The organism is Roseivivax sp., from assembly GCF_054552075.1.
Genome location: NZ_JBTOLZ010000006.1, coordinates 168,809 through 185,465 on the forward strand (window position 1 = coordinate 168,809; position 16,657 = coordinate 185,465).

12 protein-coding genes are annotated in these 16,657 nt (G+C 68.4%); 1 reads left to right on the forward strand and 11 read right to left on the reverse strand.

From position 1 onward, the window contains the following. Window positions 1–148: 148 nt before the first annotated feature. The 6 genes from ACX938_RS07115 to ACX938_RS07140 all read right to left on the reverse strand — a co-directional run bounded on the left by ACX938_RS07115 (window position 149) and on the right by ACX938_RS07140 (window position 10,219). Complete coding sequence (locus ACX938_RS07115) at window positions 149–1,564, reverse strand: alkaline phosphatase D family protein (RefSeq protein WP_459430530.1); 1,416 nt, start codon at window positions 1,562–1,564, stop codon at window positions 149–151. 80 nt (window positions 1,565–1,644) lie between these two features. Continuing rightward, window positions 1,645–2,562, reverse strand: a complete 918-nt coding sequence (locus tag ACX938_RS07120; protein WP_232753256.1) for a lysylphosphatidylglycerol synthase transmembrane domain-containing protein — start codon at window positions 2,560–2,562, stop codon at window positions 1,645–1,647. Window positions 2,563–2,801: 239 nt separating this feature from the next. Next, window positions 2,802–3,830 carry a histone deacetylase family protein gene (locus tag ACX938_RS07125; RefSeq protein WP_459430531.1) on the reverse strand — a complete coding sequence of 343 codons (1,029 nt, stop codon included), beginning with the start codon at window positions 3,828–3,830 and terminating at the stop codon, window positions 2,802–2,804. A gap of 251 nt (window positions 3,831–4,081) precedes the next feature. Then, a complete protein-coding gene (locus tag ACX938_RS07130; protein WP_459430532.1) occupies window positions 4,082–6,304 on the reverse strand; it encodes an NADP-dependent isocitrate dehydrogenase in 2,223 nt (740 codons plus the stop codon). A gap of 124 nt (window positions 6,305–6,428) precedes the next feature. Next, window positions 6,429–8,042: a PAS domain S-box protein gene (locus tag ACX938_RS07135; protein ID WP_459430533.1), complete on the reverse strand. Its 1,614-nt coding sequence runs from the start codon at window positions 8,040–8,042 to the stop codon at window positions 6,429–6,431. A gap of 167 nt (window positions 8,043–8,209) precedes the next feature. Then, complete coding sequence (locus tag ACX938_RS07140) at window positions 8,210–10,219, reverse strand: PAS-domain containing protein (protein ID WP_459430534.1); 2,010 nt, start codon at window positions 10,217–10,219, stop codon at window positions 8,210–8,212. A 204-nt stretch (window positions 10,220–10,423) separates the two neighbouring features. Between ACX938_RS07140 and ACX938_RS07145 the strand changes: the two genes are divergently transcribed. Beyond that, window positions 10,424–10,804: a response regulator gene (locus ACX938_RS07145; RefSeq protein ID WP_232753251.1), complete on the forward strand. Its 381-nt coding sequence runs from the start codon at window positions 10,424–10,426 to the stop codon at window positions 10,802–10,804. 39 nt (window positions 10,805–10,843) lie between these two features. Here the strand turns inward: ACX938_RS07145 and ACX938_RS07150 are convergent, their stop codons facing one another. From ACX938_RS07150 to ACX938_RS07170, 5 genes are all read right to left on the reverse strand, one after another. Further along, window positions 10,844–11,203, reverse strand: coding sequence for an Hpt domain-containing protein (locus ACX938_RS07150; RefSeq protein ID WP_232753250.1), 360 nt, complete (start codon window positions 11,201–11,203; stop codon window positions 10,844–10,846). Next, complete coding sequence (locus ACX938_RS07155; RefSeq protein WP_459430535.1) at window positions 11,200–12,201, reverse strand: response regulator; 1,002 nt, start codon at window positions 12,199–12,201, stop codon at window positions 11,200–11,202. Before ACX938_RS07155 ends, ACX938_RS07150 begins: the two co-directional genes overlap by 4 nt. Window positions 12,202–12,394: 193 nt before the next feature. Beyond that, window positions 12,395–13,771, reverse strand: a complete 1,377-nt coding sequence (locus tag ACX938_RS07160; protein ID WP_459430536.1) for a polysaccharide biosynthesis/export family protein — start codon at window positions 13,769–13,771, stop codon at window positions 12,395–12,397. Window positions 13,772–13,808: 37 nt separating this feature from the next. After that, window positions 13,809–14,417, reverse strand: a complete 609-nt coding sequence (locus ACX938_RS07165) for a YjbF family lipoprotein (protein ID WP_459430537.1) — start codon at window positions 14,415–14,417, stop codon at window positions 13,809–13,811. Further along, window positions 14,414–16,504 carry a YjbH domain-containing protein gene (locus ACX938_RS07170; RefSeq protein ID WP_459430538.1) on the reverse strand — a complete coding sequence of 697 codons (2,091 nt, stop codon included), beginning with the start codon at window positions 16,502–16,504 and terminating at the stop codon, window positions 14,414–14,416. The genes ACX938_RS07165 and ACX938_RS07170 overlap by 4 nt, the downstream gene beginning before the upstream one ends. Window positions 16,505–16,657: the final 153 nt, after the last annotated feature.

Below are 16,657 nucleotides of genomic sequence, written 5' to 3' on the forward strand. Positions count from 1 at the left end.
GCCCCATGCTTCAGCTTGTCCAAATACCTCGGGGGTGAATGCGGGCGGCACGCCCGCAGAGGGGGCAGCGCCCCCTCCCCCGGTCCGGGACGCCAAAGGCGGCCCGGACCCAGCAAAAAACACCAACCGACCGCCCCGAGACCAACCCTCAGATCGGCAGCGCCGGGGTCACCCCGCTCTCCTCGAGCGCCCAGCGGGCCGACCAGGCGCCGCCCTCGCGTTCGAGCATCAGGTAGTTGCGCTCGGCGGTGTAATTGGTGCCGCGCCCGGGCAGCGGCGCGATGCGGATCGGGTGCTCGGGCAGCGGCGCCTCGCCGAGCCGCGCCAGGGTGCCCAGCATCCAGGCCCAGGCCTTGGGCGGGGCGCGATGGGCGATGCCCGAGGCCACCAGCTGGTGCACCGGCCCGCGCGGGCTGTCGAGCGTGGCGCGGGTCGCCAGGTGGATCTCGCCCGAAAGCGCGGTGACGTCGGACCCGCCGGCCTCGATCTCCAGGACCCGGCGCAGCATGCGCTGCCATTCGGCGCGATGGGCGCGGCTCTGCCATTGGTCGCGCAGGTCGTCCTCGTATTTCTGCATGGTCGGGATGGCGTTCATCAGCCGCTCGAGGATCGAGAGCCGGGGCCCCAGAAGCGGCACGCTGGAGACCAGGAGGACGCGTTCCTCGGGGGCCTCGGCCGCCGTCTCGAATCCCTGCCAGCCCGCCGGGCCCATGATCCGCTCCATGCCGCGCTCCGAGCGCAGGTCGGGGGCGATCACGCTGACCCCGGGCAGGTCGCGGCGGAAGGACAAGGAGCGGCCCTCGGGGTCGAGGAAAAGCGCCGGCACATCGTCCTCGGTCGCCGCCTGCTGGTAGAGCAGGAAAGCCTCGCGCGCCGCGCGGAAGAGCCGCCGCGCGATCGGATGCGCGGCCAGTTCCTCACCCAGCGAGCCCCAGCCGTCGCAGATATCGTGGTCGTCCCAGATCATCAGCGCGGGCACCTCGGCGGCCATCCGGGCAAAGCCCGCCCCGGCGTAGGTCAGCCGGTAGCGTTCGAGAAAGCCGCGCCGCAGGTGGTCCTCGAGGTGGTCGAGGGCCTCGGTGCCGGGCGCCTCTTGGAGGTCCTCGGGCCAGCTCTCGCTCAGCGCGTGGCCGCGGGTGACCTCGTCGGCATAGACCTGGTCGCCGCCGTGCAGGATCAGGTGGAAGGGCGATTGCAGATGCGCCTCGCGCATGTGCCGCCACATGGCGTTGCGCTCGGCCTCGTCGCGGTCGAGGTCGCCGTGCTCCTCGCCGTTGCAGGAGACGAAGCCGATGCGCAGGTCGCCGTCGAAATCCGTGGCGACGCGGTGGCTCACCCCGTCGAAGGCATAACTCGGGCGCCCGCCGCGCGGCAGGGCGAAATCGAAGCGCCAGACGCCCTCGCCGCCGATCTCGGCCAGGAGCTGCGGCGCCACGCGCCCCGCCTCGGTCTCGAGCTCGGGCGGCGGGCTCTCGGCACTGTCGGTCAGGACCAGGGCGGCAAGCCGCAGCGCGCTGTCGTCGAGCGCGCGGAAGATCAGGACGGGGCCGGCGGTCACGGGCATGGGGCACTCCTCGGGGCCCGGCAGGGCGCCGGGCGGAACAACGGCCGGGCGGATCCGCGGGCCCGGCGCCGCATTGCCAGCTAGGTCGGGTCTGGGTCTTCCTCAACACGCTTGCGGCGGAAAAGGATCGGCAGCACCCCGGGCAGCACCGCCGCGAGGAAGACCAGCCCGAAGGCGATCGAGGCCGCGAGCCCCGAGTAGCCGCTGGCGCCCGCCACCGGGAAAAGCGCCGCGGCCACGCCCTCGCGCAGGCCCCAGCCCGAGACGGTCACCGGCACCAGCATCATGAAAAGGATGAGCGGCACCAACCCCAGGACGGCGGCCAGCGGCAATTCCGTGCCGATGGAGCGCGCGCAGGCATAGAAGGCGAAGATGTTGCAGGCCGCGGTGATCAGCGCCAGCGGCACCTGGTAGGCCAGGATGCGCGGCTTCAGAAGCGAGGCCTCGAGCGCCGACCACAGGTCCTGCAGCGCCCGGCGCTGAGGTCCGGGCAGAAGCCAGCCGAACCAGAGAAGCACCGGCAGCGCCAGGCAGATCAGCAGGAAAGGCGCGGTGATCGAGGTCAGCCAGACCGGCCAGCGGAGGCCCCCGGGCTGCACCGTGGTCACCACATAGGTCACCGCGAAGATCGCGAAGATGCCCGCCTGCTGGGTCAGCCGCTCGAAGAAGACGCCCTGGGCCGCGCGCAGGAGCCCCGCCGCCTTGCGCGCCCGGAAGGCCCGGCCCGCGTCGCCCACCATGCCGCCCGGCAGCGACTGGTTCACGAATTGCGAGAGGTAATATTCCGCCAGCGCGTGTTTCAGCCCGAAGACCTGGCCGAGCCGCCCGGCGATCAGCTTCCAGCGCACCGCCGAAAGGATGGTCTGGGCGCTCATCACCAGCCAGGCCAGCGCGATCCAGCCCAGGTCCGCGCGGCGCAGGATCCGCAGCGCCTGCTGGCCGTCCACCGCGAGCCAGAGCAGCGTGAGCAGGGTGAGGCTCACCAGGATCTGGATCACGCGGAGTTGCGTCCGAGATAGCCGCATCGCCGCCGCCTATGATGCCCACGCCAACATGCCGCGCCTATACGCCCTGGGTGCGACCGGCACAACACGCGCGGGCCGGCGCCCCGGGACGCGGGCGGGGTTCCGGGCAGTCTAGGCCGGGCGGCGGCAAAAGTATGCCCGCAGGGCGCGCGCGCCCGGCCGAGCGGTGCATGGGCGGCACGCTTGGGTGCGCAGCGCAGGGGCTTGGCGGCTCACCCGCCCTGCACGCCCTCGAGCGCCGCGGTCAGGTTGTGTTCCAGCGCGTCGGAGAGATAGCCGCCCTCCTGCACGAGCAGCAGCGGCAGCCCCGACGCGGCCAGCGCCGCGCCGATCCGGGCGAAGCCCGGGGTGGTGACCGCCATGCCCTGCAGCGGATCGCTCTCATGGGCATCGAGCCCCAGCGCCACCACCAGCACATCCGCCCCGAAGGCCCGGACCGTGGCGAGCCCGCGCTCGAGCGCCTTGAGGAAGGCCGCGTCATCGGCCCCGCGCGCCAGCGGCAGGTTCAGGTTGGCCCCGCGCCCCGCGCCTTCTCCGCGCTCGTGGGCATGACCCCAGTAGAAGGGATAGAAGCCCGCCGGATCGGCGTGGACCGAGACGGTCAGCACGTCGCCCCGCGCGTAGAAGATGCCCTGGGTGCCGTTGCCGTGGTGCACGTCGACGTCGAGGATCGCCACCCGGCGTCCCTCGGCCCGCAGCACCTCGGCGGCGATGGCGGCATTGTTGAGAAAGCAGAAGCCGCCCGCGAGATCGGCGAAGGCGTGGTGCCCGGGCGGGCGGCAAAGCGCGTAGACCGGCCCCTCTCCGGGCGCGCGGGCCAGGGCCTGGGCGGCTGAAACTGCGGTCTGCGCCGACCAATAGGCCGAGCCCCAGGTCTCGGCCCCGATCGGACAGGCGGTGTCGGCCTGGTGATACCCCGCGAGCCCCGCCGGAGAGGCCGGGTAGCTGTCGCTGCGGTTGGCGGGATGCACGTTCGGCACCACCTCGGGCCCCGCGCCCGGCAGCCGCGCCCAGCGGGTGTGGATGGTCTCGAGAAAGCGCAGGTAGTCGGCGCCATGCACCGCCGCCAGAGGCGCCATGCCGTGGTCCGAGGGGGCCTCGAAGGTGCAGCCCGCCGCCTCCGCCCCGCGCTTCAGCCGCGCCGCCCGCTCGGGCTGTTCCGGCGAGGGCTGCAGGATTCCCGCGACCAGGAAGGTCTGCGGGTCGTGACGGCTTTGGCGGTCGTCGAAGAAGGCGCGCATGGGGGCTCCGGGGGTCAGGGTCGGGATGCCGGGAGCCTAGGGGCGGGCTGCGACGGTGGGAAGGGGGGGCTCCTGGGGCAGGGTCGGGATGCCCGGAGCCTAGGGGCGGGCTGCGACGGTTGGAAGGGGCTGCCGGCGCGCGCCGACGCCCGGCCCCGCGCATCCGCCGAAGGCCCCCTCCCCCCAACAAAAAACCCGCCGGCCCCCATTCCAGGGACCGGCGGGCGTCTTGTCGCCAAGACCTCTCGGCGTCAGCCGAGGATCTCGTTCAGCGTCTTCGAGGGGCGCATCACCGCCGAGGTCTTGGCCTCGTCGGTGTTGTAGTAGCCCCCGAGGTCTACCGCCTGGCCCTGCGCGGCGGCCAGCTCGCCGGTGATGGTCTCGGCGTTCTCCTCGAGCGCCTTGGCGATCGGGGCGAAATGCGCCGCGATCTCGGCGTCCTCCCCCTGGTCGGCCAGCGCCTTGGCCCAGTAGAGCGCGAACCAGAAGTGGCTGTCGCGGTTGTCGGGCTGGCCGACCTTGCGCGAGGGCGAGCGGTCGTTGTCGAGCACGCCCTGCGTCGCCGCTTCCACCGCCTGGCCCAGGACCCGCGCCTTGGCGTTGCCCTGCTGGTCGGCCAGGAACTTCAGGCTCTCGCCCAGGGCGCAGAACTCGCCGAGGCTATCCCAGCGCAGGTGGTTTTCCTCAACGAGCTGCTGGACGTGCTTCGGGGCCGAGCCGCCCGCGCCGGTCTCGAAGAGCCCGCCGCCGTTCATCAGCTTCACGATCGAGAGCATCTTCGCCGAGGTCCCGAGCTCGAGGATCGGGAAGAGGTCGGTGAGATAGTCGCGCAGCACGTTGCCAGTGATCGCGATGGAGTTCTCGCCGCGGCGGATGGTCTCCAGCGTCTGCCGGGTCGCCTCGCGCGGGGCCATGATCGCGAACTTGTCGGCCACGCCCTCGGCCTCGAGGATCGGCTTCACGAAGCGGATCAGCTCGGCGTCATGGGCGCGCTTGGCGTCGAGCCAGAAGATCGCCTCGCAGCCCTCGGCGCGCTGGCGTTCGATGGCCAGCTTCACCCAGTCCTCGATCGGCGCCTTCTTGGCGCTGGCCGAACGCCAGATGTCGCCGGGCTCGACCGCGTGCTCGTGGATCACCTCGCCGTTGGCGGCGGTCATCCGCACCTTGCCCTTGGCGGGGATCTCGAAGGTGGTGGGATGCGAGCCGTATTCCTCGGCCTTCTGGGCCATCAGGCCGATGTTCTGCACCGTGCCCGAGGTGGTCGGGTCCAGCGCGCCGGTCTCTTTGAAGTAGGCGATGGTCTCGTCGTAGACGGGCGCATAGGAGCTGTCGGGGATCACGCAGTTGACGTCGTGCTGGGCGTCGTCGGGGCCCCAGCCCTTGCCGCCGGCGCGGATCACCGCGGGCATCGAGGCGTCGATGATCACGTCCGAGGGCACGTGCAGGTTGGAGATGCCCTTGGAGCTGTCGACCATGTACATCGGCGGCCGCTCGTCCATGACGCGCTTGATCTCGGCCTCGATCTCCTCGGCCTTGCCGGTCTCGGGGAGACGCGCCATCAGGTCCTTGATGCCGGAGTTCGGGTCGACGCCCGCGGCCTTCAGCGCGTCGCCGTATTTCTCGAACACCGGCTTGAGGAATTCCTTCACCGCGTGGCCGAAGATGATCGGGTCGGAGACCTTCATCATCGTCGCCTTCATGTGCAGCGAGAAGAGCACGCCCTCGGCCTTGCTGGCGGCGATCTGCTCGGCCAGGAAGGCGTCGAGCTTCTGGGCCGACATGAAGGTCGCGTCGACCACCGTGCCCTCGGGGAAGTCCACGCCTTCCTTCAGCACCGTGACGCTGCCGTCCTCGGCCTCGAGCTCGATCTTCGCCTTGCCGGCCTGGGCGCCGCTGAGCGTGGTCGAGGTCTCGTTCGAATAGAAGTCGCCGCCCGACATGCTGGCCACGGTGGTCTTGCTCTCGGCCGACCAGTTGCCCATCGAATGCGGGTTCGCCATGGCGTAGCTCTTCACCGGCTTGGCGGCGCGGCGGTCGGAGTTGCCCTCGCGCAGGACCGGGTTCACCGCCGAGCCCTTGATCGCGTCGTAGCGCGCGCGGGCGTCCTTCTCGGCGTCGCTCTCGGGCGCCTCTGGGTAGTCGGGAATGTCGTAGCCCTGCCCCTGCAGCTCGCGCACCGCGGCCACGAGCTGCGGCACCGAGGCCGAGATGTTCGGCAGTTTGATGACGTTGGCCTGCGGCTCCTTCACGATCCGGCCCAGCTCGGCCAGGTCGTCGCTGCGGCGCTGCGCCTCGGTCAGCTTTTCGGGGAAGGCCGCGAGGATGCGCCCGGCAAGCGAAATGTCCTTCATGCCGACGCTAACGCCCGCGGCATCGGTGAAGCTGCGGATGATCGGCAGAAGCGAATGCGAGGCAAGCTCGGGCGCTTCGTCTACCTTTGTATACACAATATCCGGATATGCTTTGTCGGTCATGGCCTCGTCCTGTGCAGGTTTCGCCGAGACCACTACAAGACAATTCCGCCCGGGTCCACGGGGCCGGGAGGGCTAGGCGCCCCCGGCGCCGATGACAGGTGTCAGGCGGTGAAAGAGGCGGCGCTCAGGCCGCGATCACCCGCATCCGGTTGCTGCCGTCGTCGACCAGCTTGGGGATGTCGAAGTAGAAGGTCGAGCCCTTCCCGATCTCGCTCTGCACCGCGATCCTGGCCTGGTGGTTGTCGAGGATGCGCCGGGTGATGGCGAGGCCGAGCCCGGTGCCGAGACGCTTCTTGCCGTCGGCGGCCGAGATTTGCGCGAAGGTGTCGAAGAGCTTCTTCTGGTTCTCGCGGCTGATGCCGGGGCCGCTGTCGCGCACCGCCACCCGCCAGCAATTGCCGTTGTCGGCCAGGGACACGGTGACGACATCCCCCGAGGAGGAATATTTCGCCGCGTTCGAGACCAGGTTCGACATGACCTGCATGAGGCGCGCCTGGTCGGCCTCGACCATCGCGTTGTCGCAGTCGGATTCGAGCGCGATCCGCACGTTGAGCCCGCTGGCATAGGTCTGCAGCGTGGTTACAGCCTCGTTCACCAGGCCGTTGAGGTCGATGTGCTTCTTGTCGAAGGCCATTTTGCCGGCCTCGATCTTCTCGACGTCGAGGATGTCGTTGACGATGAACAAAAGCCGGTCGCAGTTGCGCTCGGCGATCTCGACGACACCCGCGGCCTCGCGGCTCATGTCCTGCTCGAAGCGGCCGCGCAGCATCTTGATGGCGCCGGAAATGGCGGTGAGCGGCGTGCGCAGCTCGTGGCTGACCACCGAGACCGAGGAGAGCTTGGCCCGCGCCAGCGCGTGGCGCTCGCGGATGTCGCGCAGGATCGAGATGAAGACCCGCTCGCCGTCGGCGGTCTCGAGGATGCTGGTCGAGACCTCGACCGGCGAGCCCGCGAGCTTGCCCTGGGCGTAGGTCGCATCGACCTTGCCTTCGAGCAGCGGCGCCACATGGGCGCGGAAGCGGTCGATCTCGAAATCCTCGCGGATGTCGCGCATGGATTTGCCCGCCACCTCGTCGAGCGCCCAGCCGAAGCGGTCGCAGGCCGCGCGGTTCATGTAGCGCAGCGAGGTGTCGTCGAGATTGTAGATGAAGACCTCGTCCTGGAGGTTGTCGAGGATCGCGCGCATCTGGCGGTCACCCTCGGCGGCGCGCTGCTCGGTCACGTCGGTGCGCACCGAGATCGCCTTCATCAGCTTGCCGCGGCGGTCCATCATCGGGACCACGGTGACCTCGAACCAGCGCCGCTCGCCGTTCTTGGTGACCGAGCAATGCTCGCCGTGCCAGCTCAGCCCCTGGTCCAGCGACTTGCGGATGACGTGGAAGGTGTTCTCGCCCTCGGCGCATTCATGCAGGAAGCGCGGGGTGCGGCCGATGGCTTCGCTGCGGGTGTAGCCGGTCAGCTCCACGAAGCGCTCGTTGACGTCGATGATCGTGCCCACCGCATCGGTGACCGAAACGATCGCATGGGTATCGAGCGCCACGCGCATCGCGGCGTTTTCCTTGCGCTGCATCATCAGCATCTGGTCGCGGCGCAGGCTGGTCTGCTGGAGCTTGTAGAAGGCCCCCACCGCCACGAACAGAAAGGCGGTCAGCAGAAGGTAGATGTCGGGAGATCGGGCTTCTTCGGATTCGACGGTGGCAAAGGCTGTGACGATGAAGGTGGCCAGCAGTCCGATCATCACCAGTCGAAGCGCAAAGGCCTGTTTGTTTCTAACGGAGAACACCCGTTTCACTGCCCTGTACATTTAAAAACCCTTACCAAAATCGAACCAAAGACCATTTTTGATTTGTCCGGAAGTTAACCCGAGATTTGGGCATAACTTTGGCAGTGCGGGAAACGCACTGTTCACGAGACAGCGACAAGGTCTTCAGCCTTCCCCCGAGGGAAGGTTATGTCGACGAAGTCCTTCGTTTCGTTGACCTTCCGGTAACGGAAGGTGCCGCCGGCGCGGCTGACCAGCCGTTCGGCGACGGCCAGATCGAGCGTCAGATCGGCGGCACCGGCGCGGTCCGGGTCGTCGGAGGCGGGGCCGAAGAAGCGCTCGGTCAGCACCGGTTCGGTGCGTTTGCCCGAAATCACGAAGGCCAGCGACACATGGCGGTCGGTGGCGGCCACGCTCAGTTCGGCCTTGCTCTCGGCGAAGCCGTCGCGGCCGTGGCGCAGGATCGCCCCCAGCGCGTTGCGCACCGTCTCGCCGTAGGGCACCGGCAGCGGCCCCTTGGCGTGACGCAGGTCCAGCGTCATGCCGCGCGGCAGGGCGGCGTCGAAAAGCGTGCGCTGCTCTTCCAGCAGCTCGCCCAGGAGCACCTCGCCGCTGTCGGGTGCCTCGCGTTCGGCGCGCGCCACGTCGAGCAGCCGGTCGATCAGCGCCATGAGGTGGCGCGCGGACTTGCCGATTCGTCCCGCGTGGCCGGTGATCTCGCCCTCGAAGGCGGTCAGCTCCCCGCCCTCGATCCGCGCCGCCAGCGCCGCCCGGGTGGCGAGCCGCTCGGGCCGTTCGAGGAAGGCCGCCGAGCCCATGAGCACCGCCAGGGGCGTGCGCAGCTCGTGGCTCATCCGGTCGAGGAAGACGGACTTGGCGCGGCTGCCCGCCTCAGCGGCGCGGCGCGCCTCGACCAGCTCGGTGATGTCGACCCGCAGGCCCACGGTGCTTCCGTCCGACAGCCGGTGGTCGGAGACCTTGATCCAGCGCCCGCCCGCCAGCTCGTGGATGAAATGCCGCTCGGGGTGCATCCGGGCGTTCAACCGCTCGCGGATATATTCCGGCTCGCGGCCCTTGGCGTCGGCGTATTCGCCCCGCGCCACGCCGTATTCCAAGAGATCCTGGAAGCGCACGCCCGGCTGGATGATCCGCGCCGAGCGCGGGTAGTAGCGGCGGTAGGTCTCGTTACACAGGACCAGCCGGTCCTCGGGGTCGTAGAGCGCGAAGCCGTCGTCGATGGATTCGATCGCGGTGGTCAGCTGCTCCTCGGCGCTGCGCCGCGCCCGCGCCGCGCGGTCGAGCAGCAGGTAGACCATGAAGACCAGCGCCCCGATGCCGAAATAGCCCAGGAGGATGCGCCCGGCGAAATCGGTCCAGGTCGGCCAGCCCTCGGAGGGCACGACCGAGAGATACCAAAGCCCGTCCGGCACCACGAGCTGCACCATGACCGGCTCGCCCTCTTCGGGGTTGGCCGGGCCATACATCTGCTGCCGACCCTCCTGGCGCGCCTCCTGCTTGGAGATCGCCAGTTCCAGCTTGGCGGTCCGCGCCATCTCGACCGCGCCCGAGAAAAGATCCTCGAGCAGCGCCACCACGCCCACGACGCCGAAGACCTCGTCGCCGCCGATCTCGGTCACGCCGATGCGGGCGATGATGCCGCGCCCGCCCTGGATCAGGTTGACCGGCGCCATCATCACCACGTCATCGCTGCGCATCGCCGCCTCGACGTTCGGGAGCTGGCCGGGCAGGTCGCGGTAGTCGACGCCCAGGACCGAGGTATTGCCTTCCAGCGGATAGACGTAGCGGATCACATAGCCGTCCGAGGCGCCGATGTTGATCAGCCGCAGCCGGTTGTCCGAGGGGCCCTCGGGGCTGAAACTGCGGGCGATCCGGGCGAAGACCTCTTGGTCCATGGTGGTGTCGCGGGCGATGGCGGTGGCGACGCCGCGTGCGGCCTGCAGGATCTGCTGCACCGAGGCATCGAGCTCGGCGCGGATCATCTCGGCCTGTTCGCGGGTCTGCAGTTCTTGCTCCGCGCGTTGGCGGTCGACCAGCAGCGACACGGTGAAGGCCGTCGCGACCAGGATCACCACGACGAGTTCAGCGGCGACCACGGCGTGGCGCCACGAGGTCTTGAGGATGGATGCGCGCATTCAGGTTCGGCCCGATATCGTTCGCTTTTTTCTGCTCGTCGCGCGTCGAGGCGCGTTCACGGCACCGTGATGCCAAATCTCCGCCCGGCCTATCCCCTATCCGGGCCGAGTTCCGACATTGTTGCGCGAAATCAACGGCGGGCGTTTTTTGTCGTTGGCAATTGCGCGCGGCCTCTGCCACAGTCCCGGAAAAAAGGACGGACCGTGAGCGAGCTTTCCCATATCCTGCACATCGAGGATGACGCCGACATCCAGGAAATCGCCCGTCTGGCGCTCGAGATGATCGGCGGGCTGACCGTCACGCAGTATTCCGACGGCACCCTGGCGCTGTCGGATGCGGAAACGCTGAGCCCGGACCTTTTGCTGCTCGACCAGATGATGCCCAACATGAGCGGCGAGGAAACGCTACTGGCGCTGCGCAATTTCCCGCATCTGAAGGATGTGCCGGCGATCTTCATGACCGCCCAGACCGAGGACAGCTCGGCCTCGCTGGTCGAACGCACCGGCGCGGTGGGCTTCGTCACCAAGCCGTTCGACCCGATGACGCTTGCCGATCAACTGCGGGAGATGCTGGCGGCGCGCTGAGCCTCTGGGCCCGCGCGCACCACAATAGATCAGAGGGGATCAGGCCGCGGCCTGCTCCTCGAGGATCTGGTCGATGTCGTCCAGAAGCCCTTCGAGCGCGGCCGAAAGCGTGGCCTCGTCGCGCGGATTGGCGGGCTTGTTCAGGTAATGCTCGATCGCGGTATCAAGGCGGCCCGAACGCGCGCCCAGCGCGGCGAAGCCCAGCGAGCCCGCGACGCCTGCGATCCGGTGGACCCGGAGGCGGATCTCTTCCCAGACGCGGGCGCGGTTGGCCTCGCCCTTGAGCAGGCCCGACAACGAGTCGAGCTCGGCGAGCCGGGTCTCCAGGCCCGAGAGGAACTTTTCACGGATCGCGGTGATCGCCGGGTCCGGCTGAACCTCACGGGCCTGCATGTTCATGCTGCGATACCTCCAAACAGACGGTCGAACAGACCGCCGCTACGCTTCGGCATGGGATGGACGGCGGCAAGGCCGAGCTCGCGCGCCACCATCGCTTCGGCGATGCCCTCGGCGCTGAGGACCGCTTCGCGCATGGCCTCGATCCGGGCCCCGCGCGAGGTGATCCGCGACGCGCTGGACGAGCCGACCACGATGTCGAGCACCACTTCCTCGCCCGAGGCGAGCGTCACGTCGAGGCCCGAGGCGTCGGACATGATCGAATGGATGATCTCGTCCTCGGTCATGTCGGTGCCGCCATGCACCACGAAGCTCACCACGCCGTTGCCGGCATGCGAGATGAAGTAGTTGGCGCCCGACAGCACATCGGTGACCGCATCGGCCAGCGAGTTGATGATGAAGTGGTAGTCATCGCCCGTCGACTTGCGGTGCAGCTCGCTGGCGTTGACCAGCTTGAGCGCGAAGAACAGCATGCCCGAGCTGCCGACCGGCACGCTTTGCAGGTAGCTTTCCAGCGCGTGGTTGTTGATCGCATAGGGCACGTCGTCGAGCTGGAAGGGCTCGGCCAGGCGCGGCAGCGGCGTCTGCGGCGCGTCCACGGCGGCGGCGGCCAGCGCCTTCTGCTGGCGGCTGACCTGCTCGGCCAGGCCCAGGCGCACCTTCAGCTCGGTCGGCTCGAAGGGCTTGGTAACATAGTCGCTCGCCCCGGCCGCGAAGGCCCGGTCGAAGTGATGTTTGTCATCGAGGCGCGACACCATGAGAATCGGCGTCTGCGCATACTGCGGCATCGCGCGCACCGCCCCGGTCAGGGCCACGCCGTCGATGCCAGGCATCATAATGTCGAAAAGAAAACAGTCGAACCCGCGGTCGGTCCGTTCGATCACGCTCACCGCTTCTTCGGCGGAACTTGCGGTGGCGAGGTCGGTGTAACCGGCTTCACTCAGAACCGTCCGCAACAGGTCGAGGATGATCGGATCATCATCTACTGCCAGAATGCGCATCGGTTGCCTCCAGTCGGTCGGCAAGACGGAATTGTCCTACCGGATGCGACCAACTTCGTGGTTAATCGTGATCGAAATGAGGCGAAAAAGGGGATTCACCGTCGCATTCAACGCAATCCGGTAAACCCAGCGTTGCAGAAATAGAAAGGCCGCAGGGGTCTGCCCCGCGGCCTTTCCACTCAAGCGCTTGATCTTACTGCGTCAGCCCGGTGCGCACGACACCCGCGGTGGTGTTCAGAAGCGTCGGGAAGACCTGCTGAAGCGCGCGGTTCCACTTGGTGATCGGCTGTTCCTCGACGAAGACCACGTCGTTCGGGCGCATCTCGAAGCGCGTCGCAAGCGTCAGGTTCACCGCGTTGGCGGCGTTCAGATGCCAGGCGGTGACCGCTCCGAACTCGGCCGGATTGGCCGAGGCGCGCAGCACGTAGATCTCCGACGGATCGCCCGTAGTGGTCGGGAAACCGCCGCTGTCATAAAGCACATCGGCCAGGGTGACCTGCTGGTTGTAGGGCATGACGTAGCGGCTCTGCTCGCTGACCTCGCCGGCCAGATAGACGAAGTCGCGGTCCTCGGCGCCCAGCTCGAGCCGTGCGCTGAAATTGTCGCGCACCTCGGACAGCTGGCCGCGACGCAGAGCCACCTCGGCCTGAAGCTCCTGGATGGCGTTGCGCCGCGCTTCCTGGCGGACGGTGATCACGTCGATCCGCGAGCGGTAAAACTCCAGCGCCTGCTCGAGGTCGTAGCTCGTGTCGACATAGATCGCGTCGCCGTCGGTCAGCCGCACGCGCTGCAGGTCCGGCCGCGAGAGGAACTCCTCGTAGGGGATCTGGTAGAGCGTGCCCTCGCGGTAGATGCGGATCGAGGCAAACTCTTCGTTGGTGACGCGGATGCCGCCCGCGGCGGTGACCGCCTCGCCCAGGTCCAGCGTGTTGAGCGTGATCGGCACCAGCGTCGGGCTGCCGACCGCGCCGCCAACCACGACCCGCTTGGAGTTGAACTCCGCCACCTCGAGCGAGAAGGCCGGGTCGATCTGGTTCGAGACCAGCGAGTCGAAAAGCATCGCCTCGGCCTCGTCGATGGTCATGCCGGCAACCTGCACCGGCCCGATGTCGGGGATCGCGATGGCCCCGTCGTCGCGCACGGTATAGCCCTGCCGGGAGTTCTGCGCGGCCAGGAGGCCCGACAGTTCCTCGACGGTCGAGCCGGCGGATTTCGTCGCCAGCAGAAGAATGTCGCCGACGCCGATGCGGTAGGGCTCGGCCGGGACCTGCGGCGGCACGCGCAGCTCCAGCGCCTGGCGGCGTTCGTCGGGCAGATAGGGTTCCTCGGGCAGCGCGCCCACGCCGCGTAGCTGACCGCCGCCGGCGGCCTGGTAGAAGACCTCGGGCAGGGTCTTCGGCGCATAGGGCGCGCGGTTCGCGACCAGCACCGTCTCGGGGTCGACATCCACGACGCGCACTTCGGCGCCACCGGCCTGGCGGCTCACCGAGGGGCTCGTGTAGGATACGCCGCATCCCGTCAGCGCCAGCACGGCGACGGCCAGCGCCGATCCGAACAGAGCTTTGTTCATCTGATAGTCCCTCATCTTCCGTCCCTGTCTGGCGGGGTCAGTTCAGTCTTTCGGTTATGATGACACCCACGCCTTCACTGATCCACTGCCGCGCGCGCAGCATGGTGCCGTCGGCGGCGCGCCAGTAGCTGTTGGTGACCTCGCGGCCCGGGGTGGTGCAGGTCTCGTCGGTGCGCACGGTGGCACGGGCGCGCCCCAGGATCACGATGTCTTCCGATGTCCGGGCGCTGACCCGGCACTGGAAGGCCTCGAACTCGGGCTGCGAGAGCCCGTCGAGCGTGGTGTGGAAGCGCGGGTAATAGCCGCTGCCCCCCTGCCCTTTCGAGGCCGCGACCGAGCCCGCGATGTCCGCAGCCATGAGGTCGTCGCCCAGCGAGCGGGTCGAGACCACGAGCCCGTCGCGCGTGGAGATCGCCGAGGTGCCGTCGGGCGTGCGCCAGGTGGTGACACCGTCGAGCTCCTGCAGCGGCTGCACGGTGGATTCGCGGCCCAGCCCCTCGACGCCGACATAAAGCAGCGGGTTGTCGACGGTATCGACCAGCTCCTGCGTGAGCCCGGCCCGGAAGGCGCCGAAGGGCGGCTGTGCCGCGCAGCCCGCCAGGAGCGCCAGCGCCGCCAGAGCTGAGAGAGTCGCGAGAGGCTTCATTTCCAGAACCTCCCCCAGCCGTTGCGCAGGGCGTCGCGCTGGTTCTGGTTGACCCGCTGGTAGAGCCGGTCGCGGATCGTCAGCCGCGCGCCGCCGTCCCGCAGGATCGGCTTGAGGTTGTAGCCGAAGGTCTGCCGGGTGGGGTCGCCGCGCGCCCAGTCGATCGGGATGGTGATCAGGATGCCCTTGTCGAAGGAGCCTTCGCCGAACTCCTCGAAGGGCACATCGGTCAGCGTCGCATAGGCGCCGACCTTCCAGCCGTTGGCAAAGCCGCGCTGCAGGGTCAGCGTCGCGCCCCAGTCGCCGGCCAGGTAGCGCCCGGCGTCGAGCTGCGCCTCGAAGCCGTTGTCCCATTCGTAATAGACCGAGGCGAAGCCGGTGGCGGTCTCGTAGTCACGGAACTCGAAGCCCTGGTCGAAGGCGCGCTGCTTGACGTAGTTGGCCTCGAGCCCGAGGCCGAGGCTGCTGTCGACCGGCTTCCAGAGAAGCTCCGAGGAGACGCCGCCGAAGTGGCGTTCGAGGTAGCCCACGGTGACCCGCCCGTAGAGATCCCGGCCGGGCTTGAAGAAATAGGTCGCGGTCAGATCGGTCAGATCGAGTGGGCCGGTGCGCTCGTAGATGTTGGTCTCGCTGCGCACCCGCGGCAGCACCGAGTTCGAGACCCGGGTGGAGTCGTCGAGGTTGCCGAAGACCTTCTGGCGCACCGCGCCCCGCAGCACCACGCCCGGCGCGGGCTCGGCCGTCGCTTTGAGCTGCACGCCCGCGTCGAGCCGGACCGGCGCGTCTGGGTCAAAGAGGCTCGGCTGGAGGTAGGGCGAGATGTCGTATTCGAACCGCGGATAGGTGCCCGGCCGCGGCGCGGAGCCTTGGGTCACCGGCGCGATGCCCGCGCGGGCGTAGCTTTCCCAAGAATTGTCGAGCGAGAAGGCCAGATCTTCCATGTCGGCGCGGCGGATGGTGACCTGCGAGCCGGCAAGCCCGGTGACCATGGGCACGATCACGAAGGTGTCGACCGAGGCCGGCATGGAGGCCGTCAGGATCCGCGCCGTGCGCCCGATCGCCTGGGCATTGGCGCGCCAGCGGTTGTTCTCGATCTCGACCCGCGCGGTGCCGCCCTGGATCGAGAGGCCGTGCAGGAAGATTCCCTCGGCCTCGAGCACCTCGGCCAGCTGGTCGGTCGCGGTGGCGCCGCCGTCGTCGAGGGTCCAGCCCAGCGCCTCGGCATCCACCTCGCCGCGCGGCGTGACCGGGTAGGGCGCGGCATCGCCGCCGCCGAAATAAGGCGGGTTCTTGGGGTTGAGCGCGAAGGTCAGGTTCACCCCGACCTCGGAGCCGTACATGTAGCTCGCCGTGAGGTTCACGCCGTCGCGCAGGGCGTAGCGTAGGCCGAAGTTCCAGGGCGAGCGGTAGTTGAAGGTGGGGCCGTCTTCCCGGAGGTTGGCGTCGGAAGAGTATTCAACGGCAAGACCCAGCTTGTCGGTCGCCTGGATCTCGATGCCGCCGAAGAAGGCCGCGTCACCGCGGAAGAACTGGTCGAATTCGGCTTCGCCGCCGACACCGAAATCGCGTGCCGGCCGGGTCTCGAAGTTCTCGTTCAGCGCGCCCAGCGGGTTCGTGAACCCGTTGTGCGAGCCAAGCCGACCCCAACCAAGACCTCCGGTCACACGCAAGCGCGGGGTCAGATGTTTGGTGGCCACGAGGTATTCGGAGGCGTAAATCCCGGTGCCGATCAGGTCGTTGATGCCCAGTGACAACGCGGGACGCGACGCAGTCTCGCTCAGCAACTTGAAATGCAGGGAGAAGCTTCGGTCGTAGAGCGGGTCATCCGGGCCAAAGAAATTCGCGATCCGCGAATACCGAAACGACCCCGTCACCCGCGGCAGGATCTGGAACGAGCCCGTCAGGCGGTTGGTGCCCCCAAAATAGGCATCCGTGACCGACAAGTCCGCATCGGGAAAGCTCAGCGCGTTGGGCATGTCGAGGAGGCCCGGCAGGCCGTAGTTGTTGCGCCAGGTCTCGAAGGTCTCCGCGCCCGCGGCCGAGCCGGCCGCGCAGGACAGGACCGCGATGGCGGCGAGACGCTTCACGACAATTCCCCCCTTTGGACGTCTCCTCGTGCTTAGTGCATCCCCGGGCGCGCGGCACCCCCGGGGGGCGGCCCGCGCCGGCGCCAAACCGCCGGCTGTGGCGGGGCGGACACAGTTCCGAATAATCTGGAAAGTTATCCACAGGCGAGGCGC

Coding starts and splice junctions, on each gene's coding strand:
- ACX938_RS07165 (WP_459430537.1), bottom strand. CDS start 14,417: ATGAAGCCTCTCGCGACTCTCTCAGCTCTGGCGGCGCTGGCGCTCCTG.
- ACX938_RS07160 (WP_459430536.1), bottom strand. CDS start 13,771: ATGAACAAAGCTCTGTTCGGATCGGCGCTGGCCGTCGCCGTGCTGGCG.
- ACX938_RS07135 (WP_459430533.1), bottom strand. CDS start 8,042: ATGATCGGACTGCTGGCCACCTTCATCGTCACAGCCTTTGCCACCGTC.
- ACX938_RS07150 (WP_232753250.1), bottom strand. CDS start 11,203: ATGAACATGCAGGCCCGTGAGGTTCAGCCGGACCCGGCGATCACCGCG.
- ACX938_RS07130 (WP_459430532.1), bottom strand. CDS start 6,304: ATGACCGACAAAGCATATCCGGATATTGTGTATACAAAGGTAGACGAA.
- ACX938_RS07125 (WP_459430531.1), bottom strand. CDS start 3,830: ATGCGCGCCTTCTTCGACGACCGCCAAAGCCGTCACGACCCGCAGACC.
- ACX938_RS07140 (WP_459430534.1), bottom strand. CDS start 10,219: ATGCGCGCATCCATCCTCAAGACCTCGTGGCGCCACGCCGTGGTCGCC.
- ACX938_RS07115 (WP_459430530.1), bottom strand. CDS start 1,564: ATGCCCGTGACCGCCGGCCCCGTCCTGATCTTCCGCGCGCTCGACGAC.
- ACX938_RS07155 (WP_459430535.1), bottom strand. CDS start 12,201: ATGCGCATTCTGGCAGTAGATGATGATCCGATCATCCTCGACCTGTTG.